General features: G+C 64.6%; 24 protein-coding genes and 1 other RNA gene. 10 read left to right on the top strand and 15 right to left on the bottom strand.

The window, feature by feature from the left end; all coding sequences use genetic code 11:
• Nucleotides 1-6 precede the first annotated feature (6 nt).
• Complete coding sequence (locus tag ACFTOW_RS11390; RefSeq protein ID WP_379915735.1) at nt 7-402, bottom strand: rhodanese-like domain-containing protein; 396 nt, start codon at nt 400-402, stop codon at nt 7-9.
• A 34-nt stretch (nt 403-436) separates the two neighbouring features.
• Complete coding sequence (gene dapD, locus ACFTOW_RS11385) at nt 437-1264, bottom strand: 2,3,4,5-tetrahydropyridine-2,6-dicarboxylate N-succinyltransferase (RefSeq protein ID WP_379915733.1); 828 nt, start codon at nt 1262-1264, stop codon at nt 437-439.
• A gap of 168 nt (nt 1265-1432) precedes the next feature.
• Between dapD and ACFTOW_RS11380 the strand changes: the two genes are divergently transcribed.
• A complete protein-coding gene (locus ACFTOW_RS11380) occupies nt 1433-2275 on the top strand; it encodes an LOG family protein (RefSeq protein ID WP_379915730.1) in 843 nt (280 codons plus the stop codon).
• A 24-nt stretch (nt 2276-2299) separates the two neighbouring features.
• Here ACFTOW_RS11380 and ACFTOW_RS11375 read toward each other — a convergent pair whose 3' ends face one another.
• From ACFTOW_RS11375 to ACFTOW_RS11355, 5 genes are all read right to left on the bottom strand, one after another.
• The gene (locus tag ACFTOW_RS11375) at nt 2300-2509 is read right to left on the bottom strand and encodes a hypothetical protein (RefSeq protein WP_379915728.1); all 210 of its coding nucleotides are present in this window, start codon (nt 2507-2509) and stop codon (nt 2300-2302) included.
• Nucleotides 2510-2621: 112 nt separating this feature from the next.
• On the bottom strand, nt 2622-3341 hold the full coding sequence (locus ACFTOW_RS11370; protein WP_379915726.1) for a gamma-glutamyl-gamma-aminobutyrate hydrolase family protein: 720 nt from the start codon (nt 3339-3341) through the stop codon (nt 2622-2624).
• Nucleotides 3338-4267 carry an amidoligase family protein gene (locus ACFTOW_RS11365; RefSeq protein ID WP_379915724.1) on the bottom strand — a complete coding sequence of 310 codons (930 nt, stop codon included), beginning with the start codon at nt 4265-4267 and terminating at the stop codon, nt 3338-3340. Before ACFTOW_RS11365 ends, ACFTOW_RS11370 begins: the two co-directional genes overlap by 4 nt.
• Before the next feature lie 22 nt (nt 4268-4289).
• Nucleotides 4290-5486 carry a dual-specificity RNA methyltransferase RlmN gene (gene rlmN, locus ACFTOW_RS11360; protein WP_379915722.1) on the bottom strand — a complete coding sequence of 399 codons (1197 nt, stop codon included), beginning with the start codon at nt 5484-5486 and terminating at the stop codon, nt 4290-4292.
• Nucleotides 5487-5725: 239 nt separating this feature from the next.
• Nucleotides 5726-7054: an amidase gene (locus ACFTOW_RS11355; protein ID WP_379915720.1), complete on the bottom strand. Its 1329-nt coding sequence runs from the start codon at nt 7052-7054 to the stop codon at nt 5726-5728.
• A gap of 90 nt (nt 7055-7144) precedes the next feature.
• On the opposite strand from ACFTOW_RS11355, the gene ACFTOW_RS11350 reads away from it, so the two are divergent.
• The 4 genes from ACFTOW_RS11350 to rpsO all read left to right on the top strand — a co-directional run bounded on the left by ACFTOW_RS11350 (nt 7145) and on the right by rpsO (nt 10872).
• Nucleotides 7145-8365 (top strand): FAD-dependent monooxygenase, encoded by a 1221-nt coding sequence (locus ACFTOW_RS11350; RefSeq protein ID WP_379915717.1) that lies wholly within the window; start codon nt 7145-7147, stop codon nt 8363-8365.
• An 86-nt stretch (nt 8366-8451) separates the two neighbouring features.
• Nucleotides 8452-9036, top strand: coding sequence for a glutathione S-transferase family protein (locus tag ACFTOW_RS11345; RefSeq protein WP_379915715.1), 585 nt, complete (start codon nt 8452-8454; stop codon nt 9034-9036).
• Between the two features lie 125 nt (nt 9037-9161).
• Nucleotides 9162-10466 carry a lytic murein transglycosylase gene (locus tag ACFTOW_RS11340; RefSeq protein ID WP_379915713.1) on the top strand — a complete coding sequence of 435 codons (1305 nt, stop codon included), beginning with the start codon at nt 9162-9164 and terminating at the stop codon, nt 10464-10466.
• A gap of 136 nt (nt 10467-10602) precedes the next feature.
• Nucleotides 10603-10872, top strand: a complete 270-nt coding sequence (gene rpsO, locus ACFTOW_RS11335) for a 30S ribosomal protein S15 (RefSeq protein WP_379915711.1) — start codon at nt 10603-10605, stop codon at nt 10870-10872.
• 52 nt (nt 10873-10924) lie between these two features.
• Here rpsO and ACFTOW_RS11330 read toward each other — a convergent pair whose 3' ends face one another.
• Nucleotides 10925-11422, bottom strand: a complete 498-nt coding sequence (locus ACFTOW_RS11330; protein WP_379915709.1) for a GNAT family N-acetyltransferase — start codon at nt 11420-11422, stop codon at nt 10925-10927.
• A gap of 46 nt (nt 11423-11468) precedes the next feature.
• Nucleotides 11469-12596 carry an S-(hydroxymethyl)glutathione dehydrogenase/class III alcohol dehydrogenase gene (locus ACFTOW_RS11325; RefSeq protein ID WP_379915707.1) on the bottom strand — a complete coding sequence of 376 codons (1128 nt, stop codon included), beginning with the start codon at nt 12594-12596 and terminating at the stop codon, nt 11469-11471.
• Between the two features lie 260 nt (nt 12597-12856).
• Between ACFTOW_RS11325 and ACFTOW_RS11320 the strand changes: the two genes are divergently transcribed.
• Nucleotides 12857-14518, top strand: a complete 1662-nt coding sequence (locus tag ACFTOW_RS11320; RefSeq protein WP_379915705.1) for a Y-family DNA polymerase — start codon at nt 12857-12859, stop codon at nt 14516-14518.
• Nucleotides 14519-14619: 101 nt separating this feature from the next.
• On the opposite strand, the gene ACFTOW_RS11315 is transcribed toward ACFTOW_RS11320, so the two are convergent.
• Together ACFTOW_RS11315 and nudC are read right to left on the bottom strand one after the other, a co-directional pair.
• Entirely contained in the window at nt 14620-15093 is a 474-nt protein-coding gene (locus ACFTOW_RS11315) for an SRPBCC family protein (RefSeq protein ID WP_379915703.1), read from the bottom strand.
• Nucleotides 15094-15173: 80 nt separating this feature from the next.
• Complete coding sequence (gene nudC, locus ACFTOW_RS11310; protein WP_379915701.1) at nt 15174-16166, bottom strand: NAD(+) diphosphatase; 993 nt, start codon at nt 16164-16166, stop codon at nt 15174-15176.
• Here nudC and ACFTOW_RS11305 point away from each other — a divergent pair.
• From ACFTOW_RS11305 to ACFTOW_RS11290, 4 genes are all read left to right on the top strand, one after another.
• Nucleotides 16159-18225: a bifunctional 2',3'-cyclic-nucleotide 2'-phosphodiesterase/3'-nucleotidase gene (locus tag ACFTOW_RS11305; protein ID WP_379915874.1), complete on the top strand. Its 2067-nt coding sequence runs from the start codon at nt 16159-16161 to the stop codon at nt 18223-18225. The genes nudC and ACFTOW_RS11305 overlap by 8 nt on opposite strands.
• Before the next feature lie 43 nt (nt 18226-18268).
• Nucleotides 18269-18367, top strand: an RNA gene (gene ffs / locus ACFTOW_RS11300) — signal recognition particle sRNA small type.
• A 382-nt stretch (nt 18368-18749) separates the two neighbouring features.
• Nucleotides 18750-19214, top strand: coding sequence for a putative pterin-binding protein (locus tag ACFTOW_RS11295; RefSeq protein ID WP_379915700.1), 465 nt, complete (start codon nt 18750-18752; stop codon nt 19212-19214).
• Between the two features lie 505 nt (nt 19215-19719).
• Nucleotides 19720-21864, top strand: coding sequence for a PAS domain-containing hybrid sensor histidine kinase/response regulator (locus tag ACFTOW_RS11290; RefSeq protein WP_379915698.1), 2145 nt, complete (start codon nt 19720-19722; stop codon nt 21862-21864).
• Nucleotides 21865-22109: 245 nt separating this feature from the next.
• Here the strand turns inward: ACFTOW_RS11290 and ACFTOW_RS11285 are convergent, their stop codons facing one another.
• From ACFTOW_RS11285 to ACFTOW_RS11270, 4 genes are all read right to left on the bottom strand, one after another.
• Complete coding sequence (locus tag ACFTOW_RS11285; protein ID WP_379915696.1) at nt 22110-22619, bottom strand: hypothetical protein; 510 nt, start codon at nt 22617-22619, stop codon at nt 22110-22112.
• 213 nt (nt 22620-22832) lie between these two features.
• Nucleotides 22833-23789 (bottom strand): hypothetical protein, encoded by a 957-nt coding sequence (locus ACFTOW_RS11280; RefSeq protein ID WP_379915694.1) that lies wholly within the window; start codon nt 23787-23789, stop codon nt 22833-22835.
• Between the two features lie 136 nt (nt 23790-23925).
• On the bottom strand, nt 23926-25263 hold the full coding sequence (locus ACFTOW_RS11275) for a CsgG/HfaB family protein (RefSeq protein WP_379915692.1): 1338 nt from the start codon (nt 25261-25263) through the stop codon (nt 23926-23928).
• 89 nt (nt 25264-25352) lie between these two features.
• Entirely contained in the window at nt 25353-26006 is a 654-nt protein-coding gene (locus tag ACFTOW_RS11270; protein WP_379915690.1) for a hypothetical protein, read from the bottom strand.
• Nucleotides 26007-26358 lie beyond the last annotated feature (352 nt).

Genomic DNA, 26358 nt, shown 5'->3' with positions numbered 1-26358 from the left:
ACCCTTTCAGCGGGCGGGTTTCTGTGGCTTTTCGCCCACAGGGCCGCCGGCCTGCTTCCAGCCCGAAAACCCGTCGGTGATGTGACTGACGGTCAGGCCCATCTCTTGCGCCACCTGCGCCGACAGGGCCGAGCGCCAGCCCGATGCGCAGTAGAACACGAAGCGGTTGCCGGACTGGAACTGCGGCTTGGCATAGGGGCTTTCGGGGTCGATCCAGAATTCCAGCATCCCGCGCGGGCAATGGAACGCCCCGGGGATCATGCCTTCACGCTCCAGCTCGCGCGGGTCGCGCAGATCGACAAAGGTCACCGCCTCGTCGCCATGCAGGTCCAGCATCTCGGCGGCGGGCGCATGGTCCACCACCTCGTTGGCCGCAGCCACCATATCCTTGACCCGTTTCATACCGATCTCCCTTGTTTGCCTCGTTTCGTGCGGATCAGTCGCGCAGCAGCTCGTTGATGCCTGTCTTGCTGCGGGTCTGCTCGTCCACCCGCTTGACGATCACCGCGCAATACAGGTTCACGCCGTTCTTGGACGGCATCGAACCGGACACCACCACCGAATAGGGCGGCACCTCGCCATACATGACCTCGCCGGTGTCGCGGTCGATGATCTTGGTCGACTTGCCGATATAGACGCCCATCCCCAGGACCGAGCCCTCGCGGATGATGCAGCCCTCGACCACCTCCGAGCGCGCACCGATGAAACAGTTGTCCTCGATGATCGTCGGGCCGGCCTGCATCGGCTCCAGCACGCCGCCGATCCCAACGCCGCCCGACAGGTGCACGCCCTTGCCGATCTGTGCGCAGCTTCCCACGGTGGCCCATGTATCGACCATCGTGCCGCTGTCCACATAGGCGCCAAGATTCACGAAGGACGGCATCAGCACGACGCCCGGCGCGATATAGGCGGATTTGCGCACGATGCAGTTGGGCACCGCGCGAAAGCCTGCGTCCTTCCACTGTGCCGCATCCCAGCCGGCGAACTTGCTGTCCACCTTGTCCCACCAGCCGCCGCCCTGCGGGCCGCCGGCCTGAACCTCCATATCCTTGATCCGGAACCCCAGCAGCACGGCCTTTTTCGCCCACTGGTTCACGCGCCAGTCACCGTTCTCCTGACGTTCGGCAACGCGCAGCGTGCCGGAGTCCAGCGCGTCAAGCGTGTCCTCGATCGCCTCGCGGGTTTCGCCGGTGGTCGCGGGCGTGATGGTATCGCGCGCGTCCCACGCGGCTTCGATGGCGGCTTCGAGTTGGGCGTTGGACATCGGGCGTCTCCCTCGTTGGGCATTTCGGTTGACCCAGCGCTATAAGGGCAGGCGCGGTCGCACGCAATGCGCGGGTTGCAGGCACCGCCTGTCCCACCCGCGTTCTGGCCAAGCCCCGAAAAACCCGATAGGCCAGCATTAAGCAATGAACATGCAGGATAGCCCTTGATGAAAGACGACCGCCGCAGCCCGTTCCGCGATGCCGGCACCGACAGAGCCACCGCCCGCGAAGTGCCGGATACCCCGCAGACGCGCGCGCCGGCCTATCGTCTGGCCTTTGCCGATGACGAATTCCTGTGCCGTGACGAACTGCGCCCGGTGCGCCTGCAACTTGAACTGCTCAAACCGCAGATGATGCTGGACGAATACGGCGTCGAGTCCACCGTGGTGCTGTTCGGCGGCGCGCGCATCCCGTCACCTGACGACCGTGACAGCGCGCGCACCGAAACGCTGGCCGGTCTGGCCGAGTATTACGAGGAGGCGCGCAAGTTTGCCCGCCTTGTGACCGAGGCCTCCCTGAACACCGGCGGGCACAAGAACATCATCTGCACCGGCGGCGGCCCCGGCGTGATGGAGGCCGGCAACCGCGGCGCGGCCGAAGCGGGTGGCATTTCCATCGGGCTGAACATCGTGCTGCCGCATGAACAAGCCCCGAACGAGTATGTCACGCCTGACCTGTGTTTCAACTTTCACTATTTCGCCATCCGCAAGATGCATTTCCTGATGCGCGCCAACGCGGTCTGCGTCTTTCCCGGCGGCTTTGGCACGCTGGACGAGATGTTCGAATCCCTGACCCTGATCCAGACCGGACGGATGCGGCGGGTGCCGTTCCTGCTGTTCGGGCGGGCGTTCTGGGAAAAGATCATCAACTGGGACGCGCTGGCCGAGGCCGGCACGATCAGCCCCGATGACCTGGACCTGTTCCGCTTTGTCGAAACCGCGGACGAGGCGCTGGCGATCATCAACGACTGGGGCGAGACCAGCCCGCGCGGCGACATTCCCGGGCGCTGACGCGCGCCCGGCACAGCGCCTGCGTCACTCGACCGGGCGTTCCAGCGGCAGGTCGCAGACCTCGACGCCGTGCGGCAATGTCACCAGTTTCAGGCAAGTGCCCGCCTTGCGCAGGTCATAGCCATAGCCTGCCAGCCGGTGCTTCCACTCGCGGTCCGACAGCGATTTCCGCCGCTCGACGGTTACGAAATCCCGCACTTGCGCGGTGGCTACCTGATCTTTGCCGATAAACATGGGCGATACCTTTCATGCGTTGCCTGTAAGGAAACGATGACCGCGGATCATGGCGGGGATTGTTCACGATCTGGGTGATTTCAGGGCAAATGCCGGGTTTTGTTTACCAGTTTCAACCGTTGCATGCATCGTGGCCGACGGCCCCGATCTGTGCCGCCCCCGCACGACGCGCATGGGCGGCGGTCACCAGCGCCCGGAACAGCGCGCGTTGACGGCGGGCATAGAACAAATGCTCGGGGTGCCATTGCACGCCGACGGCAAAAGGATCGCTGACACGTTCCACAGCCTGCACCATGCCGCCCAGATCAGTGGCCGCAACGCGCAGACCATCGCCTAGATCCTCGACCGCCTGACTGTGCAGCGCATTGACGCGCATCTTTTGGGTGCCGCTGATGTCGGCCAGTCGCGTATCCGGTGCGACCTGCACAGTCTTGCGGGGCAGGATCGTGCGGACAAACCGGCTGTCACGATAGACGCCATAGGCATCCTGATGCAGCGACCCGCCCATCGCGACGTTCAGCATCTGGCTGCCCCGGCAGATGCCCAGAACCGGTATGCCCCGCGCCAGCGCATCCTCGATCAACCCCCGCTCCAGCGCGTCACGCTCGGGGTCCAGACGGGCCGAGGTGACCAGCTTGCCGCCGTAAAGATCGGGCGAGATATCGTCGCCCCCGCCGATGATCACGCCATCCACGTCGCCAAGATCGGCAGCGCGCCCCGCGCCCCAACGCAGGCCACGCCCCCCCGCCAGCCACAGGTTGAAGGCCACCAGCGGAAAGATGCGCCACCCCGACCGGTTCGAGGTCGTGACACCGATGACAGGACGGCTCATGCCGATATCCCGGCCCTGTGCAGGATCTCGCCGCAGCGCGTGGCCCAGGGTTCGCGCGACAGGGTAATCGACCCGTGCCCGTCCTGCCATGCGTTGGCCAGCCGGGCCAGCAGCGCGTCGTCCTGCGCCACACGCTCGACCGTGACCCAACGCAGCCATTCATCGGGCAGGCCCCATTCGGCCTCGTCGATCCGGCAATCGGGCAGGCGAAAGTGGAATGTGGGCCGCGCCGATGTGGCTTCGCCCAACGCGCCCTTCACCCTTTCGGGCGCCAGATGGGCAAAGACCGGCAGCATGTCGAGGCCAAAGTTCCGCGAGGGGCAATGATCAAGATAGATCGCGATCAGATCGGACAGGCCGACCTGTCCTGCCTTGACCAATGCCCGCACGAAGGAGGTGGGATAGGGATCGGTAAAGGGCAGGACATGGCGCGTGTCATCGATTGGCATGCTGTCGCGCAGCCAGTCCTCGATCAGTGCATAGGCCAGCAGGGGCCGCCGGATGTCTGCCACGTCGTCCGAGGCGATCTGGACGTTGAAATGGATGCCGAACCCATAGGCCAACCCCGCACCGCTGCCCATGGCGCCGGCATCGCGCAGCGCCTCGACCAGGGTTTGCAGATGGGCCATCCCGTCCATGTCCAGCGGTTCGGTCACCAGCTCCACCGGGATCACCTCGCGCCCGAGGCGCAGCAACTCGTCGCGCAGCGCCGTCCGCTGGGCCTTGCGCAGGGCGGTGTCCAGATAGACCTCGACCTTGCCGATGGCGCTGTCGGTTACGGTCCAGAACGGGCCATCGCCCTGCTGCGCCGCACCGCCCAGAGTGTCGGTGACGATCTGTGCCACGCGATCCTCGGGCAGGCCGCCGAACTCGATCTCGACCCCGATCAGGCGTGTCGACCCGTCAGCAGCAGTTGGCTGTGGCAAAGAGGCAAACCCGGGCATGCGATCAGGGCTGCGCACCGGTTTCCGCCGCGATCTGGGCGCGGGACTTGCGCGCGCGCTCGGTGGCGGATTTGAGCTGCCCGCAGGCGGCCATGATGTCCTCGCCGCGCGGGGTGCGGATGGGGCTGGCGTATCCGGCCTTGTACAGGATGTCGGCGAATTTCTCGATCCGCGCCCAGTCGCTGCGCTGATAAGGCGCGCCGGGCCATTCGTTAAACGGGATCAGGTTGATCTTGGCCGGGATGCCCTGAATCAGCTTGACCAGCCGCCGGGCATCCGCGTCGCTGTCATTCACGTCTTTCAGCATGACATATTCAAAGGTGATGCGCTCGGAATTGCTGGCCTTGGGATAGGCGCGCAGGGCGTCCAGCAGCGTGGAGATGTTCCAGCGCTTGTTGATCGGCACCAGGCGGTCGCGCACATCATCGGTGGTGGCGTGAAAGCTGACCGCCAGCATGCAGCCGATTTCCTGCGCGGTGCGGGCGATTTCCGGCACGACGCCGCTGGTGGACAGGGTGATGCGCCGCCGCGACAGGGCGATGCCTTCGCCATCCATCGCGATCTTCATCGCGTCGCGGACGTTCTCGAAATTGTACAGCGGCTCGCCCATGCCCATCAGAACGATGTTGGACAGCAGGCGCGGGCCGTTGTCGCCGGTGCCCTGCCCCGGTTCGGGCCATTGCCCCAGATCATCACGCGCCAGCATGATCTGGCCCACGATCTCGCCCGCGGTCAGGTTGCGCACCAGTTTCTGCGTGCCGGTGTGACAGAACGAACAGGTCAGCGTGCAGCCCACCTGCGACGAGATGCACAGCGTGCCGCGATCCTCCTCGGGGATATAGACCACCTCGACCTCGTGCCCGCCGGCGATGCGGATCAGGTACTTGCGGGTGCCATCCGCGCTGACATGGCGCGAGACCACCTCGGGCAGGGCGATGGTGAAATTCTCGGCCAGTTTCGCGCGATACTCCTTGGACAGGTTCGTCATGGCGTCGAAATCGCGCACACCCCAGTGATAGAGCCACTGCCAAAGCTGGTTCACCCGCATCTTCGCCTGCTTTTCGGGTGTGCCGATCTCGATCAGCGCCGCGCGCATCTGGTCGCGGGTCAGACCGACAAGGTTGACCGGCCGCTCGGCCATCTTGCGGGGGATCGTCAGCACATCCTGCGTGACGGGGGCGGTTGGTGTGATTTCGGTCATGGCGCGCTGGTCCTTCGTGTCAGGGCGGCGTGGTACAGGAAATCGGCGCGGATGACAAAGGAATCAAGGGGCGCGACCCAAAGGAGCGCGGCCGCGCCGCGCGCAGCCTGTCTCGCCGGTGGCCAGGGCCACCGTCTCGGACCGCCTGTGGCGATGGTGTGGCCTTGTCGGCGCGGTGCGCCGGTGGCCCCTGTCGGAGCCTCCGGCGGGAGTTTACCTGGCAAGATGAAGGGCTGGACCTATGCCAGCGCCTGTTCCGCGGCGGCAGACAGGCGCAGCAATCGCTCTTCGGTCATCTGCGGGGCCATGAACATGATCCCGCAGCCCGGTGTGCCGGTGGGCAGGGTCGTGGCGCAGAGCCCCATCAGGTTGCCCACGCGGGTGTTGCGCAGGGTCAGCAGGTTCTCGGTGACGAAATAGTCACCCTCGGATTGCAGCCGCGCCACGTCGGGCGGCAGGTTGGGTGTCGTGGGGCAGATCACCGCGTCGAACCCGGCCATGCGGGCCTGCCACCGGGCGCGGTAGCGTTCGAGTTTCACACAGGCCTCGACATAATCGGGCCCCGAGAAATTCGCCCCTGAGCGGAAGCGTTCGCGCACCTGTTCGTGCATCAGGTCGGGCGCGGCCTCTATCGTTTCGCGCCAGCGGCCATAGGCCTCGGCGGTGTAAAGCACCGGCGCCAGTGTCATCGCCTCGGCCAGTTCGGGCGATTCGACGGGTTCCACCGTGGCCCCGGCCTTTTCCAGCCGTGCCACAGCCTCGTTGTAGGCGGCCAGCGGCGCATCGCGGACATCCGGGATGACGCTGGTTTGCAGGGCGGCCAGTCGCATGCCCTTGAGCGAGACATCGTGCAGGTCGGCCGGGCGCGCGCCCTCCATCACGGCGAGCAGCAAGGCGGCATCCTCGACCGTGCGGGTCAGCGGGCCGATGGTGTCGAACTTTTCCGCCAGCGGCACGACGCCCTGCAGTGACAGCCGGGTGGCGGTGGTTTTCAGCCCTACCAGATCGTTCCAAGCCGCGGGCACGCGCACCGATCCGCCGGTGTCGCTGCCGATGCCCGCCGCGGCCAGCCCAAAGGCCACCGAGGTGGCCGCACCGGAGGACGAGCCGCCGGGGGCCAGCGCGGGGTCGTTGACATTGGGCGGCGTGGCAGTGACAGGGTTTACCCCCAGCCCGGAAAACGCCAGTTCGGTCATGTGGGTCTTGCCCAGACATACCAGCCCCGCGGCGGTGGCGTTGCGCAGCACCCAGGCATCGCGGTCCGGCACGCGGCCCTTGAGCAGGGCGCTGCCGGCTTCGGTCGCCACGCCCGCCGTGTCGAACAGGTCTTTCCAGCTGATCGGCACGCCATCCAGGGGCGAGCGGCGCAGACCGGCCTTTGCGCGGTCGCTGGCAGCGCGTGCCTCGGCCCGCGCGCGGTCAGCGGTGAGGCGGGCATAGATGCGCGGCGTATGCTCATGCGCGTCGATTGCCGCAAGAAAAGCCTCGGTCAGGTCGACCGGGTCGATCTTGCCAGCCTCGATCGCGCGCCCCAGCTCGGCGGCGCTTGTCGTCAGCCACTCGTCCATGTTCTGTGTCCCCCGTTTGTCACGATTTGTCGCGACGGTAGCGGCACAGAGGCGCATGGACAATCCCGATTGGGCGCGCATACTTGGGCCATGACATATGACAGCGATATCCTGATCGTCGGCGGCGGGCTGAATGGCCCGGCCCTGGCACTGGCCGCAGCGCAGGCGGGGCTTTCGTCGACGGTGATCGACGCGCAGCCCAAGGCGGCTTTGCAGGATGCGGAATTCGACGGGCGGGCCTATGCGCTGGCGCTGGGGTCGGTGCGGATGCTGCGCCACCTGGGCCTTTGGGACGCGGTGGCCGAACACGCCCAGCCGATGCTGGAGATCAAGGTCAGCGATGGCCGCGCGGGCGAGGGGCCGCTGTCGCCCTTCTACCTGCATTTCGATCATGCCGAGCTTGAGGAAGGTCCGATGGGCCACATGCTGCAGGACCGGCATCTGCGCCGTGCGTTGCTGGACGGGATGGCGGCCACGAACCGCATTTCCCCGCTCAATGACGAAACGGTTGTCGCGCAGGACGCGGACGCGCAGGGCGTGACGGTCACGCTGGCCTCGGGGCGGGTCTTGCGCGGCAGGCTGCTGGTGGGGGCGGATGGCCGCGCCTCGGGCACTGCCGTGCGGGCAGGCATCCGGCGCAGCGGCTGGGATTACGGGCAGACCGCGCTGGTCTGTGCCATCGAGCATGAAAAACCGCATGGCGGCATCGCGCATCAGTTCTTCATGCCACCCGGGCCGCTGGCGATCCTGCCGCTGCCGGGCAACCGGTCGTCCATCGTTTGGTCGGAAACCCATGACACCGCCGCGCGGTTCATGGCGCTGGACGATGATGCGTTTCTTGAGGTGCTGCGCCCGCGCTTTGGCGCGTTCCTTGGGCAGATCAGCCTGGCCGGCAAGCGGTTCAGCTATCCGCTGAACCTGACCGTGGCCAACGCGTTCATCGCCGACCGGCTTGCCCTGATCGGGGATGCGGCGCACGGAATGCATCCCATCGCAGGACAAGGACTGAACGCGGGGTTCCGCGATGTGGCAGCCCTTGCGCAGGTGCTGACCGAGGCCCGGATGCGCGGCGAGGATATTGCCAGCCCGCTGGTGCTGGAACGGTATGCCGGGTGGCGGCGGGCGGACATCACCGCGCTGGCGATGACCACCGACCTGACCAACCGGCTGTTTTCCAACGACAACCCGCTGCTGCGCCTGGCGCGCGACACCGGCATGGGCGCGGTCAACGCCCTGCCCGGATTGCGCCGTGGGCTGATGCGGCGGGCGGCGGGTCTGACCGGCGATCTGCCTGCGTTGATGCGCGGATGATCTGACGCGGCGTCACACCGCACCCTCTGGCAATTCGCTGCGATCTGCGCTTACCTGCCGCTGAAAATGAACAGAGGGGAAACGCCATGTATACGGTTATCGGCGGGGTGCAGAGCCGCGCTTTTCGCGTCATCTGGACGCTGGAGGAGCTGGGGCAGGACTACGACCATATCGAGTGCAAGCCGCACTCGCCCGAGGCGATGGCGGCCAACCCTTCGGGCAAGATCCCCGCGCTCCGCGTGGGCGACGATGTCCTGACGGATTCGACCGCGATCCTGACCTATCTGGCCGGCAAGCATGGCGCGCTGACCCATCCGGCAGGCACGATTGCACGGGCGCGGCAGGACGGGCTGATGCATATGGTGCTGGACGAGATCGACGCGGTGCTGTGGACCGCCGCGCGCCACAGCTTTGTTCTGCCCGAGGACCGGCGCGTGCCTGCGATCAAGCCATCCCTGATGTGGGAGTTCGAGCGCAACAGCAAGCGGCTGGCCGAGTGCCTTGAGGGACCATTCCTGATGGGCGACACGATGACGATCGCCGACATTGTCGCGGCGCATTGCCTGAACTGGGCGTTCTCGGCGAAATTCCCGATCGAGGACGAACGTCTGCTGACCTACGGCAAGGCGATGCGCGGGCGCGACGCGTTCAAGCGCGCGGCGGGCAAGTAAACCAGCCAGTTCCAAGGCATGGGGCAGGGTTCCGCGCAGACCCTGCTCTGCCTTGCAAGATGGCTTTTCGCAAGACCGCAATCGCGCTAGTTTTGTTCCCAAGAATAAAACAATAGGGGCGAGCAATGCGAAATCGGTTTTATATGCCTGCGATCATAGGTTTGTCTCTGGGGATCGGGCCCGGCTGCGCCAGTCCGGTGGCAGAATCGCTGCGGCCCGAGGCGCGGCCTTCGGCGAACATATCGCAGACGGGTCAGTCGACGCGACCGGAAGCGCGGCCATCCGGCCAGACAACGGAAACACCTTTGTCACCCGAAGATCCCGCATTCCAGCGCTGGGTCGAGCAGTACAAGGCCCGCGCCATTGCGCAGGGCATCTCGCCTTCTGTCGTCAACAACGCCTTTAGCGGGGTGCGCTACAACGCCGATGTGATCTCGAAAGATCGCAATCAGGCCGAGTTCAAGCGCCAGATATGGGATTATCTGGATTTCGCCGTCTCCTCGGACCGGGTGGAAAAGGGCCAGCGGGCCCTGCGGGCCAACAACCGCGTGCTGGAGCAGATCGAACGCACCTATGGTGTGGAAAAGGAAGTGGTCACTGCCGTCTGGGGGCTGGAAAGCTACTATGGCGAGCGGCGCGGCACGCTGGACGTGATCGAGGCGATGGCGACGCTGGCCTATGACGGGCGGCGCGGCGCGTTCTTTGAAAAGCAGTTGCTGGCCGCCCTGCAGATCCTGCAATCGGGCGATGTGGCCCCACGCGACATGAAGGGATCATGGGCGGGCGCGATGGGCCACACGCAGTTCATTCCCACGTCCTATCTGGCCTATGCGGTGGATATCACCGGCGACGGGCGGCGCGACATCTGGTCGGACAACCCGGCGGACTCGCTGGCGTCCACCGCCGCGTATCTCAAGCGGTTCGGATGGACAAAGGGCCAGCCCTGGGGGGTCGAGGTGCGCCTGCCGCAGGGGTTCAGCCCCACCGATGCCAAGCGGATGCCCTCGGACTGGGCCGCGCAGGGTGTGGTGGCCATGAATGGCCGCGCGGTGCCCAATCACGGATCGGCGCGCATCCTGTTGCCGGCGGGCACACAGGGCGCGGCCTTCATGGTGTTCGACAATTTCAACGTGATCAAACGCTACAACAATGCCGATGCCTATGCCATCGGCGTCGGCCATCTGGGCGACCGCATCGCAGGCGGGCAAGAGATACAGACACCCTGGCCGCGCGGGTATGATCCGCTGAATTTCGAGCAGCGCCAGGACATGCAGCGCCTGCTGCAACGGCGCGGTTTCGAGATCGAAAAGATCGACGGTATCGCGGGCCCCAACACCGTGGCCGCGATCCAGGCCTTTCAGCGGTCGGTCGGAGTGACGCCTGATGGCTATCCCAGCCAGCAGGTTCTGCAACTGCTGCGCACGCGCTAGGCTCTTTTCATCCGCGCCGATATCCCCTATACGCGCGCATCTGCACTGGGAATCCCTTTTCGGTGCGGATGCTCCATAGGACCCTGCTGGACGACATCCCGGCTTGTGCCCTGAACCCTTTAGACAGGAGACCCCGATGTCGATTACCGTAGAAGAAAAAGCCAAGGTCATCGCCGATTTCGCCACCAAAGAAGGCGACACAGGCTCGCCCGAGGTGCAGGTTGCGATCCTGACCTCGCGCATCGCAACGCTGACCGAGCACTTCAAGACCCACAAGAAAGACAACCATGGCCGTCGCGGCCTGCTGATGATGGTTGCCCAGCGCCGCAAGCTGCTGGACTACCTGCGCGCCAAGGACGAAGGCCGCTATCAGGACCTGATCAAGCGTCTGGGCATCCGTCGCTGATCGGCACTGTCACGGAATTCCGGAAACGCCCGCCCCAACCGGCGGGCGTTTTTCATTCTGCGGTCAGGTCGCGATACATCACCAGCGCGTCGACATACCCGTGATCGGGATGCCGGAAGGCACCGGGCAAGCGCCCCACGATGTCAAACCCGGCCCCCTGCCAGATCGCGATCGCGCGGGTGTTGGTGGACACCACGAAATTGAACTGCATTGCGCGAAAACCCATGTCGCGGGCGGTAGACACCGCATGATCCAGCATCGCCCGCGCCACGCCGCGCCCGCGTGCGGCGGCATCGGTGACAAAGCCGCAGTTGCACACATGCGCCCCGCCGCCACCCTGATTGCGCGTGATGTAATAGGTGCCCAGCGCCACGGCATCCGCATTTGCCACGAAAACCCGACGCCCTGCCCCCGTCCAATAGGCCAGCGCCGCCGGGGCGGAAATATCCGTGTCGATGGAATAGGTGTCGCCCGCGCGGAACACGGGCATCAGCATCGCCTGCACCGCGTCCGCATCGGCTGGTGTGTAGGATCGGATGATCAGCGCCATGGCCCCTGTTGCGGGGTGGGCAATTGTGCCCACCCCGCCTGCCTGTTCAATACATCACGACCGAGCGGATCGACTCGCCCTTGTGCATCAGGTCAAACGCCTCGTTGATCTGCTCCAGCGGCATGGTGTGGGTGATCATCGAGTCGATCTCGATCTTGCCATCCATGTACCAATCGACGAATTTCGGCACGTCGGTGCGGCCCTTGGCCCCGCCGAACGCCGTGCCCTTCCAGACGCGGCCGGTGACCAACTGGAACGGGCGGGTGGAAATCTCGGCCCCCGCAGGTGCCACGCCGATGATCACCGAAACGCCCCAGCCACGGTGCGAGCATTCCAGCGCGTCGCGCATCACCTTGACGTTGCCGGTGGCGTCAAAACTGTAGTCGACGCCGCCGATATGATCGTTGCCACGCTGGGTCAGCCTGACGATCTCGGCCACGGTATTCTCGACCTTCGAAGGGTTGATGAAATGCGTCATGCCGAACTTGCGCGCCATCTCTTCCTTGGCGTCGTTCAGGTCCACCCCGATGATGATGTCGGCACCCGCCATGCGCAGGCCCTGGATCACGTTCAGCCCGATCCCGCCAAGTCCGAACACCGCCGCCGTCGAGCCGATTTCAACGCCTGCGGTGTTGATCACAGCGCCGATGCCGGTGGTCACGCCGCAGCCGATATAGCAGATCTTGTCGAAGGGCGCGTCATCGCGCACCTTGGCCAGCGCGATTTCCGGCATGACCGTGTGATTGGCGAAGGTCGAGCAGCCCATGTAGTGATAGATCGGCGTGCCATCCAGCATCGAAAACCGCGTCGTGCCATCGGGCATCAGGCCCTGCCCCTGCGTGCCCCGGATCGCGGTGCACAGGTTGGTCTTGCCCGACAGGCAGGAATAGCACTGCCGACATTCGGGCGTATACAGCGGGATCACGTGATCGCCGGGCTTGAGCGTGGTCACGCCCTCGCCCACCTCCAGCACCACGCCGGCGCCCTCATGCCCCAGGATGGCCGGAAAAAGCCCCTCGGGGTCCGCGCCCGAGCGGGTGAACTCGTCGGTGTGGCAGATGCCGGTGGCCTTTATTTCCACCAGAACCTCGCCCGCCTTGGGGCCTTCCAGGTTCACTTCCATGATTTCCAGCGGCTTGCCGGCCTCAAGGGCCACGGCGGCTTTGGTGCGCATATGCTTTTCCTCCAAATTGCGGTCGGGGATACCGTTAGCCAAACCCGCAGCGGATGCAACCGCCCGGTCACGGGGTTGCGCATGGCGCGGGTGCGAGACCATGCCGTTCCCCTGCGGCTGACACCACGTAGGGTGGGTGCCACCCCACCATCACCGCCCCATCACGTCACCCCATTAACCGGCGATCAGGGTCACAGGGGGCATGGACTCGAATCACGCGCGGCAGTACCAGAACAAAAAAAGAACATGCCTGCTGCCCCATGTCCCGCAAACGCGCGCTCTCACTCTGGTTTCCGCGTCTGGGTGCCGAACGTCTGCTGCGCGCGCTGCGCGTGCCGGACTGGTCGGTGCCCTTTGCGGTGCTGCGCGATACCGGGCAGATGCAGGTGATCGCCGCGCTGTCGCAGGCCGCCAGCGCGGCCGGGCTGCGCCCCGGTCAGCCGCTGCGCGATGCGATGGCGGTCTGTCCCGGCCTGATGACCCGGTTGCAGAACCCACAGGCCGAGGCGGCGTTTCTGGCCACGCTGCGCCGCTGGGCGACGCAGTTTTCACCCTGGGTGGCCGAACAGCCACCCGATGCGCTGATGCTGGACATCACCGGCTGCGCGCATCTGTTCGGCGGTGAAGAGGCGCTGATCGACCGGATCGGCGCGGATTGCGCCCGCCACGGGTTGAGCGTGCAATGCGGCATCGCCGACACGCCCGGCGCGGCCTGGGCGCTGGCGCGGTTTGCCGGGGGGGCGGCGGGCCATACCCGCAGCGGCGACGCCATCGACCAGGAAGCGCGCGCCACCCGGTCGCGTGCGATCAAGCGGCGGCATTGGGAGCGCGGCGGAGCAACCCCGATCCGCGATCATGTGCAGGCCCCGCGCCACCGCATCGCCGCCCCCGGCCAGACCCGCACGGTGCTTGATCCGCTGCCCGTCACCGCCCTGCGGCTTGAGGCCGAGACGATTGAAAAACTGTCGCGCCTCGGCCTGCGCCGGATCGGCGATCTGGCGGGCCAGCCGCGCGCGGCGCTGGCGCGGCGGTTCGGCATCGGGCTGGTGCAGCGGCTGGATCAGGCGCTGGGGTCCGCGCCCGAACCGATCAGCCCCGCGCGCGCCGACACCGCGCTGGCCACCCGCCTGACCCTGCCCGAGCCGATCGGGCTGCAGGGCGACATTCTGGCCGCGCTGGACCGGCTGATCCCGCGGCTGTGCACCCTGCTGCGCGACCGCGGCCTGGGCGCGCGGGCGGTGCGGCTGCAGGCGTTTCGCGCCGATGGCACGATGGGGGCCGTCACCGTCGGGCTGGCCCGTCCCACGCGCGAGGCGGACCGCATCCGCCCGCTGCTGGCGATGAAGCTGGACGAGATCGACGCAGGCTTCGGCATCGACATGCTGCGGCTTGAGGCGGTGCAGACCGAGCCGCTGCACGACACCACCCATTCGGGCCATGCCGAGGCGGCCCTGGCCGCGCAGGGCCGCATGGGCCAGCAGACCGCGATGGAGGATCTGATCGCCCGGCTGGGTGCGCGCATCGGGCTGGAGGCGATCACCCGGCGCCACCCCGGCGACAGCCATATTCCCGAAAAGGGCGCGCAGGTGCTGGCGGCTGCCTGGTCGGCCCCGCATGACGGGCCCTGGCCGCACCCGCCGGTGCCGCGCCCGGCGCTGATCTGGCGGCCCGAGCCCGTGCATGCGCCCGACCGCCCCCGGCTGCCCCGGCAGTTCCGCTGGCGCGGGCGGGATTTTGCCGTGACGCACGCCACCGGCCCCGAGCGTATCGCGCCGGAATGGTGGCTGGACGATCCAGACTGGCGCAGCGGCACGCGCGATTACTGGGTGGTCACCACCGACAGCGGCGCGCGGCTGTGGCTGTTCTTTGCCCATGGCGCGGACCTGAGCGCGGGGTGGTTCTGTCAGGGCAATTTCGGCTGACCCGCGCGGCAGGGTGGCCAGCATGCCCCCACCCCCGGCCCCTCCCCACAAGGCGGAGGGGGATGCTCAATCGCGAAAGGCGGAATATCTGGCCAACAGGGTCAGCCGGTGCGGTTGCCACCGTGCCGGTCCTCGATATCCTTGGCGAAATCGGCCACCCGCAGATGAAACTTGCGCGTCAGGTTGCTGCGCGCCAGTTTCAACGACTGGATCAGCAGCCGTGCGGCCAGCGTCTTTGGCGTCAGTTTCAGCGACACGCTCATGCGGGTGCGCTGGCGTGACAGGGCGACCAGATCGATCACCATCTGCCCTTCGATATTGGGGGAGGTGCCGTCGAACACCAGTTGGTTGGGCGGATCATAGGTGGACAGGGTCACACCCATCTTGCGCTCGCGCCCGCGCAGCATGAACTTGGCCCGCCAGGCCATGCCGACCCCGGGCACCCGCATGTTGTCCGTGCGCTGCACCTCGGCCCCGCGACGCATGGCGGCGCGTTCGAAACTGTCGAAATCCGACACCATCGCGAACACGGCGTCGATGGGCGCGGCGATGTCTTCCTTGCTGGCGAATTTCATGTCACTGCCCTTTGAGTTCTGCCTGATGCGGTCTTGCGAGCCTTGGCCCGGGATCGTTGCGCGCTTGGGGAACTGTTGCCTTAATCCAGCCTGTCCGCAACCCAGTTGCGCAGCAAAAACCCTGCGATCGCGCCTTTTCGGGGCGGCAGGATCAGCGGGTGTTGCCCTGCAAACACGTCCAGCATCTCTTCGCGGGTGATCCAGAGGGCCTGTTCGATCTCGACCGGATCAATGGTGATCTCTTCGCTTTCCGCCTCGCCCCGGCAGCCCAGCATCAGCGAGGCGGGAAACGGCCAGGGCTGGCTGGCCAGATAGCTGACAGCACCCACGCGCACGCCGGCCTCTTCCCAGACCTCGCGGCGCACCGCGGCCTCGATGGTTTCACCCGGCTCGACAAAGCCAGCCAGCAGCGAGTACATCCCCTCGGGCCAGCCGGGGCTGCGCCCCAGCAGAACCGAATTGCCGCGCGTGATCAGCATGATCACCACGGGATCGGTGCGCGGGAAATGATGCGCACCGCAGGATGGGCAATTGCTTTGCCAACCGGCCTGGCTGATGGTGTTTTCCGCGCCGCAGCGGGCGCAGAACCGGTGACTGCGATGCCACAGATACAGCGCACGCGCAGTTGCGGCCAGTTCGGCATCGCGCGGGTCCAGCCGGGTCATGACGGCGCGCAGCTCGCGGAACCGGTGGGTCATCGGCAGCGCCGGATGGTGCTGTTCGCTGCGGTCCAGAAAGCTGTTGAAGGCGCTGTCATCCACCGCCTCGGGCGACCAGCGCGACAGGTCATGGGCAAAGACCGCGTGACCCTCTTCACGGCCCAGCAGGATGGGGGCGACATCACCCGCCTCGGCCCACAGCGGATGATCCAGCGGCAACCGCACCAGCGCGGCCCCGGGGCGGCCCTGCCCCTCGGGCGGGGTGTCGGCGATCAGCGGCTTGCCCCGCCACATCGCGATCGCGCGGCTGCCCGGCGCGGCCCGGGCGGCGGCCAGGGCGGCACTGTCGCCGCGCCATTCCGCCGCGCGGTCTAAATCCGATCCGCCAAAGGTGACCGTTTCCGCGATGCGCATGGGCGTGATCCTGTTTCCGCTGACTGACGCTTCGACATTGCCAGCCCGGATCGGGAAAGAAAACCCGTCTGCATCAACCCCCATCTTGCGGGAGATGGCAAAGCTGTCTACCACTGGAGGTATATTCGCCATGATGCGGCAGTCGCTTGGGGAGGCTGTGCGTGCATGGCCCGGACAGGCAAATCGGGGCGTGACTCCAGGTACCAGTTCTTCCGTCAGGGGCGAGCCCGCCCCAATCGGCCTGCGCCTGCTGGTGACAAGCGACCTGCACGGCCACCTGATGGCCTATGACTACGGTGCCGACCGGCCACAACCCGGTGTCGGATTGCTGCGCACCGCCAGCCTGATCGCGCAGGCCCGCGACGAGACCGCCAACAGCCTGCTGATCGACAATGGCGATTTCCTGTTCGGCAACATGCTGGCCGATGCCTGGGTCACTGAATCCGTGTCGCGTGCAGCCCATCCCATGATCGCGGCGATGAACGCGCTGCGCTATGACGCGGTCGGGCTGGGCAACCACGAGTTCAACTTCGGGCTTGAGGTTCTGGCCGAGGCACTGGCCCCCGCCACCTTTCCGGTGCTCTGTGCCAATGTCACGCCGCTGCATGCCGATGTGCCCTTTCGCGCCCGACCGGGCATGATCCTGCGACAGAAGCTGCTGGACGAGGACGGACAGGCGCAAGACCTGGCCATCGGATTGGTGTCGGTGCTGCCGCCACAGGTAATGCAATGGGATGCCGCCCATCTGGCCGGGCGCGTCGCGGCAGGCGGCATGCTGGATGCCGTGCGGCACGAGGCGGCGGCACTGCGCGCGGCGGGGGCCGATGTGGTGATCGTGATGAACCATTCGGCGCTGGGCGACGGCACGCCCGCGCCCGAGGCCGAGAATGCCGGCCTGGCCATCGCGCGCCTGCCGGGGGTCGATGTCGTTCTGTGCGGGCACCGGCATCAGCTTTTCCCCGGCCCACATTACGAGGGCCGCGAGGATGTGGATGCACAGGCCGGCACCCTTACCGGGGTGCCTGCCGCGATGCCGGGCTGCTGGGGGAGTCATCTGGCAGTGCTGGATCTGGAACTGACGCAAGGCAACGCGGGCTGGCATATCACCCGCCACCGGACAGAGCTGCGCGCCATCGCCCGGCGGGTGAAAGGCACGCAGCTACCACGCACGGAGGATGCGCCCGATCTGGCCGCGATCGCCGCGCCCGTGCACCACGCCGCCCGCGCAAGTATGGATATGCAACTGGGCCATGTGGACCATGCGCTGCACACCTATTTCTCGCGCGTGGGGCCCTGCCCGGTCAGTGCGCTGGTGGCGGCGGCACAGGCCTGCGGCGCGCGGCGGATCGTGGGCGACACTGACCTGCCAGTGCTCAGCGCGGTCGCCCCGTTCCGATGCGGCGGCACCGGCGGCCCCGAGAACTTTACCGACCTGCCTGCAGGGCCGGTGCGCGTGCGCGATATCGGCGCGATCTATCCCTATCCCAACGCCCTGCGGGTGCTGCGAGTGACCGGCGCGCAGGTGACCGACTGGCTGGAGCAGGTGGCCGCCCAGTTCCACCGGCTGGTGCCCGGCAGACCTGATCAGGCGCTGCTGGACGACAGCTTCCCCAGCTACAATTTCGATATCCTGCACGGGCTGACCTATCGGTTCGACCTGTCACAGCCCGCGCGGTTCGACCTGAACGGCAACCTGTGCGACGAGTCCGCGCACCGCCTGCGTGACATTCGCTGGCAGGGGGCCGCGATCGACCCAGCGGCCGAGTTTCTGGTGGCCACCAACAGCTATCGCGCGCATGGCGGCGGCAATTTTGTCGCGTTGACCGGGGCCGATATCGTGGTCGAAAGCGATCAGCCCGTGCCGGACCTGTTGCAGGATTTTCTGCGCGCCGGGCAGGCCGCGCCGGACGACTATGCCGATGTCTGGCGCTTTGTCCCCCTGCCCGGCCTTCACGCCCGGTTTCGCAGCGGGTCGGGTGCACTGGCACATATGGGCGCGGGCGTATGCCCCGACGGGATGGATGACGACGGCTTTGCCCGGTTCATCCTGCATCTGTAAGCGATGGGTTGCGAATCCGCAGCGCCCCGCCTATATCACCGATTGAGAGGTTGGCGCGGGCAGGCACCTCGCCAACCCGGTCAGGTCCGGAAGGAAGCAGCCGTAACGAGCCCCGCTTGGGTCGTTGTCCAGCCTCTCACCTTTCCCCCTCATACGTTATTGAAAACGCTGGGAACCCTTACTTTTCAAGGGCGCGTGCCACAAACCCTGCTACAGACCGGATCGTCGCGTCGAGAATGAACGCCGCCCGACAGGTCAGGCGAAGTGACCTGTCCCGCGGACGGTGCCTTGTTCATCACGAGACACTGCAGGTTGGTGTGAACTTATGTCAGGCCTCTCGTTTTGAACGGGCAACCAGCGGAAAACAGACCAGCCAGCAAAAGATGTCGGCGACATACCAAAGATTTTTTGCCCGATACGGAGGAACAGTATATCCGGCTGCTGTATTCCAAGTTGCCGTGGTCCTGAAGGGTTCGAGGAACAAAATGCGAAACAAAATACTGTCTTTGGTTGTCATGCTTTTGATGACAGTCCAGCCCTCCCTTGCTTTTGCAGAGTCCAACGTCAACAACCCCGGTGACGCCCTGTTGACAGCCGAAGTCACCGAGTCCGCCGAGAAAACGACGCACGTCTTCGGAATAGAGCATCTAGACGCCTTGCCGCAGACAAGTTTTGAGACAAGCACGATCTGGACCGAAGGTGTTGTCACATTCTCAGGCCCCGCGCTGTCGGCCGTCATCGAGAGTATTGGGGCTTCGTCAAAGACCATCAGGGCCTTTGCCTTGAACGACTACAACATGGTGATTGCAGAAATCGGGTCAAGCGATGCCTATCCTATCGTGGCCACGCGCATGGATGGAGAAAGGTTTTCAGTCCGGGAGCGAGGGCCGCTGTGGCTGGTCTATCCTTACGACAGCCATCCCGATTTCCGGGATGAAAGGGTATATGCACAGAGCATCTGGCAGCTTTACAAGTTGACGTTGGACTGACTTGCTGTCGTTTTCAAACCACGAAACGGACGTGTCGACGGGGCAGATTCAGCCCCGAATGATGTTTTTCACCGCGACGACCCTTGCGGTTCTGGGCCTGGTGGTTTTGCTGTATCTGGCACAACAATCGCATACCAAGATCAACGATTTCCGCTCTTCCCAACTGGATAATTCGACCTGGCTGGTTGCACAGCTTGAGGTGGATCATCTGAAACTACAGCGCGCGATCCTGATCGACACGCTACGAGCGGAACAAACCGGCGATTATCGGCCCGCCCGTGACGCTTTTCTAGCCTTTGATATCTACTACAGCCGTGTGCAGGTTTTGTCGGCGCGCTTTTCCACCCTGTCGGAATTCAAGGGTCTGAACGACGCTTTCAACCAACGCTGGCAGGTCGTCGAAACAGACCTGGCGCAGATGGCGCGCATTTTCGATGACACAACCAAATGGGACGCTGCACGATTGCACGGCTTGCAGACGCAGATGGAGCGGCACGCCGACAATGTGCGCCAGATCACCGTTCTGGCGCTGAAATACATCACGACGGCGTCCTCGGACAGGTTCGACAGCAACATGAGCATGGCACGGTCGTTTGCCTTCGTGGCGGTGTTCATGGTCGTGGTGTTGGGGATCATCATTGCCATCGCGGGCAAGCTGGCCAGCGACCTTGCGCAGCGAACGCGCGGGCTGAGCCGGATGTCGACCACGCTCAAGCGCACATTCAACGCGGCACAGGACGCGATCGTACTGATGGACGCCAACGGCAAGATCACATCATGCAACAGGGCAGCCCAGGATCTTTTCGGCAGGGACCGTGACCAGATGGTAGGCCGCGAGGCCTGCCGTTCGTTGGTGCTTCCTCGTTTTGCGGACAAGTTCAGGCAAGAGTTCGGCTCTCTGGATGAGCCTGACAGAACGAGCCTGCTGAACCGTGGGCCCATGCGCATACTGTGCAACCGGGAGAACGGCTCTGAATTCATAGCCGAGGTCGTCTCGGTCCCCGAGATAGACGGGCAGGGAAAACCGATCGTCATCTCTTTCTTCCGAGATGTCAGCAAGCAGGCGCAAACCGAACAACTGCTGCGCAACGCCAAGCTGGAGGCCGAGCGGCTTGCCCGCAACAAGGAGCGGTTTCTGGCGGTCGTAAGCCACGAATTGCGCACCCCCCTGCATGGCATAACGGCCGCATTGGAGTTGATGTCAAACCCGCAAAGCAGGAACGAAGAGTTGCAAGACCTCGTGTCCACGGCGCAGGTTTCGGCCACGTCGGCGCGGGAGATACTGGACGAGGTGCTGGAAGCGACCGAAGTGAACCTGGGCAAGAACCTCAAGGGCCTTGACGCATTTGACCCGTCAGCCCTCGTGTCCGAGATCATCACGCAGGTGCAGCCGGTTGCCACGTTGAAGTCTACCACGGTGACGTTCGAAAACAGCTGGTCCGGGGCATCCCAGATACTGGTCAACCGCAAGGCGTTTCGCTATGCCCTGATCAACCTTGTGCGCAATGCCACGAAATTCACCGAGAACGGGACTGTCGAGGTAAGGATGTGCGAAAGCCCCACGCAGCCAGGGCAAATGCGCATCGAGGTCGAAGACACCGGTATCGGCATTTCGCAACACGATCAGCAGCGCATTTTCGAGGATTTCGAGACCGCTGAACAAGGTCCGGCAAGTGACATTTCAGGCACCGGACTGGGTCTTGGAATCTTCAAGCGCGCGGTTGAAGCCTTGGGCGGGCGCATCGGGGTGCAAAGCAGCGAAGGCTGGGGAAGCCTGTTCTGGTTCGAGTTTCCGTATCTGCAGGCACCCGACAGCAAGTCGGATCAATTCTGGTCCCACGAACCCGCGCCCATCCTGCACCGCTACAAGGTGCTTGTCGTAGACGACAACAGCATCAACCGTCTGGTCATTTCCAAGATGCTGGGGAATCTGGGGCAAGACGTAGAGTTGGCAGAAAACGGGCCAATGGCCATCGACCTGGCATCGCGAACGCGATTCGATATCGTTTTGATGGATCTGAACATGCCCGGCATGAACGGCCGCGAATGCGCCACACGGTTGCGCCAGACAGGGCTGAGCCAAAGCGCGCGCATCGTCGCCGTTACGGCCAATGTCGGGACAGCCGGCACAGAGGCGGGTTGTGACGAGCGCCTTGACCAGTTCGGTTTCGAAACGATGCTTCTCAAACCCTTCTCGCTGCAGGATCTTCGGGCCGTACTTGGTCCCGTTTCCTCAAACACTGCGCAACCCGATCCGGATACGCAGGTCCAGGCAGGCCTTGCAAAAGGCACCGCACATGCGTCGGATCACTTTGTTCTGACAAACCTGCAGGATCTGAACGGGATGATAGGCACCGAGAAAACCCGGCGCATCGTCACCCGCACAATCGAGGATGCACAAGCGGCGTTGTGCGCGGTCAAGGAGGCCGAGCTGCCCGCCGCCGAGGTGGCCGATCTGGTGCACTCGGCAATCGGTAGCCTGGGTATGATTGGCGCACAACGGCTGCACGATGCTTTCAGGACGCTGGAAGACGCGTTGCGCCTGGAAGATGCGGACAGCGTGGAAATCAGCGTTCCGAGAATCGAGATCGAACTGTCGCAGTGTCAAAGCGCCCTCGAAGGCCTTTTATCTGACGCACTTTCGGCTTGAAGCGGCGACGGTGACGGGCGTTTTCTTGCGATGAAATCGGCAAAAAAAGAACCACGCCAAATTGGGGGTTGGCGTGGTTCAGGTGCCTAGGGCGAGCGAATGTGAGCAGTGACTTTCCATTGCCTGGACTAGCGGCAACAGTCCCCCCTAGGGTTGAGTTATTCCCCTTCACGGCCCGTGTTCGCAAATCATCTTTAGGTATCATATAGATATCCAAAGGATCGCGATCCGTCGGCGCGATCGGGTCACCTTGTCAACCCGGCGACCACGTCGGACACCCCGGCCCGGATCTCGCCGGTGTTGACCGCGCCGATGGCGGTTGCGGTGATCGTGCCGACCGATGCATTGACGCGGGCCATCGTGTTGGTGACCCTGCCCTGAACCGCCAGCGCGTTCGAGGCGATGTTGAGGGCCAGCTTGGCACTGCGGTCAGTGCCGCCCAACTGCGTGACCTGCCCTTGATAGGAGGCTGTGGCGCTGGTCGTCGCCTGATCTACCGCCGCGTTTGCGCCGGCCTGGATACCCGCGGTCTTGTCTTGCATCCGGTCCAGAAAAACAGCGCCCGAATTGACACCGCCAAGCCCCAGACCGGTCTGATTGCCGACGTCCCAAACCCCGAGACCGCTGGTGACATCCATGGCATATGTGGAAAAATCGTGGGGGCGCACCGGATCGACCCCAAGGATTATGTTGGTGATCGAGCCGTCGATTCCGGTAAGGGCCGGATCGAACCGCCGCAGAAAATCGGCGGACATTGCGGCGTTGACATAGGTACCGGTCAGGGGCGCGCCATTCCAGGCGGCCAAAACGCGTTCAAGCACCGTCTCGGAGCGAGCGGTGCCGGTAGAAATCATGGTCGCCGCGATGCAGCAGAAAAGGGATATTCGGGGGATGTCTTTTCCTCCGACAATCAAGCCAGCGGTGTTTTGAGTAAAGGGGGCGGGCAGGCCGCCCCCTCTGGTAGCGTATTATTCGGTTGCGACAGCCGCGCCACCCGAAGTCGAGCCGACGATGCCGGCCACGGCTGCGTCCACGCCGGACACGATCGTGCCGGTGTTGACCGCGCCCAGTGCGGTGGTCGACAGATCGCCAACCTTGCCGTTGACCCCAGTGAGAGTGTTGTTGACCGAGCCGATCACGTCAGTCGCGTTCGATGCAATGTTCAGCACGATCGCGCCTGTGCCTTCGGAACCGCCCAGTTGGTCCACAACGGCATTGATTGCGCCGGTGGTCGAGGTCTTGGCTTCCTCAACAGAAGAGTTCACGCCAAGCGTGATGTCGCCGGTGTTGACCGCGCCCAGAGCCGTGGTGGCCATGTCGCCGAATTCAACAGTTGGCAGCACAAACTCGATGGCCGAAACATCGCCGACTGATGCGGTCTGAAGCGCCTCATCCAGCCCTTCGATCACGTTGTTAATCGAACCGTCGATCGCGTTCAGGATGGTACCCGTACCCGGGATGACGGTAAGCACCGACGCGGTCGCTGCCGTCAGAGCGGACTGACGTGCGAAGGCTTCTGCGGCTTCGCGAGTCACGAAGGCGTTTGCCGGAACCGAAAGACCGCCGCCGAAGTCGCCTTCGACCACGAAACGGAGGTCGTCGCCTTCTCCTACTTCGGTGATCCCTGCGATCAGGTCGTTTGCGGCGGTGTCCACGATGTTGTCGAACTGAGCCTGCGTGATGGTGATTGCCCCGTCGCCATCTTCGGCAATACCGTCGACGAACAGGCCGGTCGGAACAACGTACTGGTTTTCACCGCCGATGACACCGATGTTCTCGGCGATGTTTGCGAAGGTGCCGTTGACCGATGCCAGGTTGGTGGCGTTGTCGATCTGGCCCAGAACACGCTCCAGCACGGATTGTGCCGATGCGGCGCCGGCGAATGCCATCGTTGCGACGGCGGTAGTTGCGAGAAGTCTTTTCATGACTCGTCCTCTTGTAACGTTCCTCACAGCTCCCCCTTGGGCCATGATGTTTTCCGGGTTTCGTCAGGGGGCCCGGGTTTTCCCTCTCTGTTTCAGAAAGGGTTCTCGTGCGTCGATGCCGCTGCGTGGCTTGACGTCATTCGGGGGCCCCCATCCGTTGTTCCGCGGCTGAGCCGGGGATGGGGGCGGCAGAGGGTCGAGGGGACGACGGGGCAGGAATGGTCGCCCCCTCTGCGGGCGGTGTGGGGACGCCCGGTTCGGTTGTTTCGCTGTCGGGTGTGGGGCGTGGCTGCTCCATCCGCTTGGTCAGGTCTTCCTGCGCCTCGGAGACGACGGTCATCGCCCGCTCGACCACCAGCGCGGCGGCATCCCCGGACGGACCGTCAAGGCCCAGTTCCGCCGCGCGCTGCAGGATCTGCACTGCCCCGCGCAGCAGTTCGGTCGCCTCGGCGGCCTTCTTTGCGGCCTCGTTGGTATTCTCGGCCGCAAGCGACTCCTCGGCGGCGGCAACGGCGCGCGCGCCGAAAACCATCACGTGATTCGCCAGTTCCTTGACCTGCTCGTCGATGCTGCGGGCGGCTTGGGGTCGCTGCTGCTGCGGCGGCGCTTGCGCGGCCATCCGGGCGGCCTGCTGTGCCTCGCGGGCCGCCTCGCCGTTGCGCACAGCGTTTTGCAGCGCGTCGGGATCCGAGGTGCCGGTGTGTTCGATAGCGCCGTAGAACGGGCTGACCTTTTCCTTGCAGGGCGCAAAGGTGGACACGTTCATCAACTGGCCCAGCAATTCGAATGTCGCAAAGCTCAGCATCTGGCGCAGGGCGAAATGCACGGCCTCGCGCTCTTGCCCGCCCATTTCCAGGCTGACCAGCGTTTCGCCAAAGAACCGGCCCATAGACGCGCCGACCTCGCGCGAGAATATCTGCTTTTGTAAAGGCACGTTGGCGACGATGCGCCCGGTAAAGGCATCGGTCATCGTCAGGTCCAGCCCGATCAGGATGCGGTTCTGGCGATACCGCGGCCCCGCCCCGGCAAGCTGCACGCTGAAACCGCCACCGGGGATGAAATCGAGGCTGTTGATGCTGCCCGAGATGTAGAAGTTCACCGGCATCTGCTGGGTCAGGTCGCGGATGCCCCATTGGGTTTCGACAATCGGAATATTCGGGTCACGGCGGTTCACGACCGTTACCCCGGCACGAAACAGCGACGACTGAACCATCTCACCGGCACCTTGGGTCACGAACTTGCCGGTCGCGCCCTCGGCATAGCTTTCCTTGCCGGTGGCATCGACGATCTGCCCCACCGCGAAGGTGATCCCGGGCTGCACCTTGCCACGCAGGCAGGTCAGAGCCTCGTCAAAGGCGGTCACCACATCCTCGATCGGCGGGCCATCAACAAGATCGGCGTTATCGCCACGCGCCGAGGTCACGCCCGGTGGCACGAACGCGCACCCGGAAACGCCCAACGCGGCAATCGCCATTAACAACCATCTGCCCTGCAAAATCTTCGCTCCGATAGCGGCATTGGGCCCCACTGCCCGACCGCCTGTTTTTGTGAGAATGCGCCGGTTTAGTCGGCGCAAGTCATGTCGCGCCCGGTCGAGTTGACACTGATGTCGATTCCCGACGGCGAGGCGATCGAGTCGTAGCTGCTGGTTTCCTGTTGGATGCTGCCATCCACGCAGCCTTGGGTTTCTGCGGCGTTCGTGGCCACGATCTCGTTGTTGCTGCCAACAACGTCGATGTTCGTGGTGCCGGTGTTCATCGAGCCGATCGAGTTCGTGTTCTGGCCGATGCGGTCACCGTTCAGTTGAAAGTCGATCGTGCCCAGTTCGAGCACTTCACCAGTCACTTCCTGATAGCTGGAGCGGTTGTCGTTGTAGTACTCGTTGTAGTTGGTCACGACCGTTGACGGACCCGCAGTCATCTCGGCCTGGCGGATGGCCTGCGCCTGTTGCAACGACAAGCTTCGGTCAGATGGCGTGGGAAACCCCCAACCAACGGACCAGTTTTGACCAGCCGAGGAAAAGGACTGCGCCTGCCCCTTTGTCAGGGGAAACAAGACGAGGCACGCAGCAACAAATCCGATGCGCATCAGTGTGGAGGCTTGGGGGGTCATCGCATCACTCCGCTGCAGACACGCCACCAGGACCCGCCGAAGCAGACCCGCCACCATCAGCAGCCGATGCGCCGCCAGGTCCTGCCGAAGCAGACCCACCGCCATCGGCCGCCGACGCACCGCCGGATCCTGCCGAGGCAGACCCACCGCCCGACGCGCCTGAGGTACCGCCCGGCCCGCTGGATGACGACGCACCGCCACCTGCACCCGAGGTTCCACCCGGTCCGCTGGACGTGGATGCACCTCCGCCCGCACCCGAAGTGCCGCCAGATCCGCTGGACGTGGATGCACCACCACCCGTGCCCGAGGTTCCGCCAGGTCCGCTGGACGTGGATGCGCCACCACCCGTGCCCGAGGTTCCGCCGGATCCGCTGGACTGTGAATCGGCATGCAAAAGTGACCCACTTGGGTGGGTTATGATCATCTAAAACTGACCCACCTGCATTGTTAACATCCG

Origin of the sequence: Lacimonas salitolerans (genome assembly GCF_042677865.1) — a bacterium.
Taxonomy (GTDB): domain Bacteria; phylum Pseudomonadota; class Alphaproteobacteria; order Rhodobacterales; family Rhodobacteraceae; genus Lutimaribacter; species Lutimaribacter salitolerans.
Note: the sequence above shows the minus strand (reverse complement) of the source record. Positions and strands in the feature narration are given on the sequence as shown.

Bases quoted from the DNA above. Each gene is read 5' to 3' on its own strand.
- ACFTOW_RS11390 (WP_379915735.1), bottom strand. From the start codon at position 402: ATGAAACGGGTCAAGGATATGGTGGCTGCGGCCAACGAGGTGGTGGAC.
- dapD (WP_379915733.1), bottom strand. From the start codon at position 1,264: ATGTCCAACGCCCAACTCGAAGCCGCCATCGAAGCCGCGTGGGACGCG.
- ACFTOW_RS11380 (WP_379915730.1), top strand. From the start codon at position 1,433: ATGAAAGACGACCGCCGCAGCCCGTTCCGCGATGCCGGCACCGACAGA.
- ACFTOW_RS11375 (WP_379915728.1), bottom strand. From the start codon at position 2,509: ATGTTTATCGGCAAAGATCAGGTAGCCACCGCGCAAGTGCGGGATTTC.
- ACFTOW_RS11370 (WP_379915726.1), bottom strand. From the start codon at position 3,341: ATGAGCCGTCCTGTCATCGGTGTCACGACCTCGAACCGGTCGGGGTGG.
- rlmN (WP_379915722.1), bottom strand. From the start codon at position 5,486: ATGACCGAAATCACACCAACCGCCCCCGTCACGCAGGATGTGCTGACG.
- ACFTOW_RS11355 (WP_379915720.1), bottom strand. From the start codon at position 7,054: ATGGACGAGTGGCTGACGACAAGCGCCGCCGAGCTGGGGCGCGCGATC.
- ACFTOW_RS11350 (WP_379915717.1), top strand. From the start codon at position 7,145: ATGACATATGACAGCGATATCCTGATCGTCGGCGGCGGGCTGAATGGC.
- ACFTOW_RS11345 (WP_379915715.1), top strand. From the start codon at position 8,452: ATGTATACGGTTATCGGCGGGGTGCAGAGCCGCGCTTTTCGCGTCATC.
- ACFTOW_RS11340 (WP_379915713.1), top strand. From the start codon at position 9,162: ATGCGAAATCGGTTTTATATGCCTGCGATCATAGGTTTGTCTCTGGGG.
- rpsO (WP_379915711.1), top strand. From the start codon at position 10,603: ATGTCGATTACCGTAGAAGAAAAAGCCAAGGTCATCGCCGATTTCGCC.
- ACFTOW_RS11330 (WP_379915709.1), bottom strand. From the start codon at position 11,422: ATGGCGCTGATCATCCGATCCTACACACCAGCCGATGCGGACGCGGTG.
- ACFTOW_RS11325 (WP_379915707.1), bottom strand. From the start codon at position 12,596: ATGCGCACCAAAGCCGCCGTGGCCCTTGAGGCCGGCAAGCCGCTGGAA.
- ACFTOW_RS11320 (WP_379915705.1), top strand. From the start codon at position 12,857: ATGTCCCGCAAACGCGCGCTCTCACTCTGGTTTCCGCGTCTGGGTGCC.
- ACFTOW_RS11315 (WP_379915703.1), bottom strand. From the start codon at position 15,093: ATGAAATTCGCCAGCAAGGAAGACATCGCCGCGCCCATCGACGCCGTG.
- ACFTOW_RS11305 (WP_379915874.1), top strand. From the start codon at position 16,159: ATGCGCATGGGCGTGATCCTGTTTCCGCTGACTGACGCTTCGACATTG.
- nudC (WP_379915701.1), bottom strand. From the start codon at position 16,166: ATGCGCATCGCGGAAACGGTCACCTTTGGCGGATCGGATTTAGACCGC.
- ACFTOW_RS11295 (WP_379915700.1), top strand. From the start codon at position 18,750: ATGACAGTCCAGCCCTCCCTTGCTTTTGCAGAGTCCAACGTCAACAAC.
- ACFTOW_RS11285 (WP_379915696.1), bottom strand. From the start codon at position 22,619: ATGTCCGCCGATTTTCTGCGGCGGTTCGATCCGGCCCTTACCGGAATC.
- ACFTOW_RS11280 (WP_379915694.1), bottom strand. From the start codon at position 23,789: ATGAAAAGACTTCTCGCAACTACCGCCGTCGCAACGATGGCATTCGCC.
- ACFTOW_RS11275 (WP_379915692.1), bottom strand. From the start codon at position 25,263: ATGGCGATTGCCGCGTTGGGCGTTTCCGGGTGCGCGTTCGTGCCACCG.
- ACFTOW_RS11270 (WP_379915690.1), bottom strand. From the start codon at position 26,006: ATGGCGGTGGGTCTGCTTCGGCAGGACCTGGCGGCGCATCGGCTGCTG.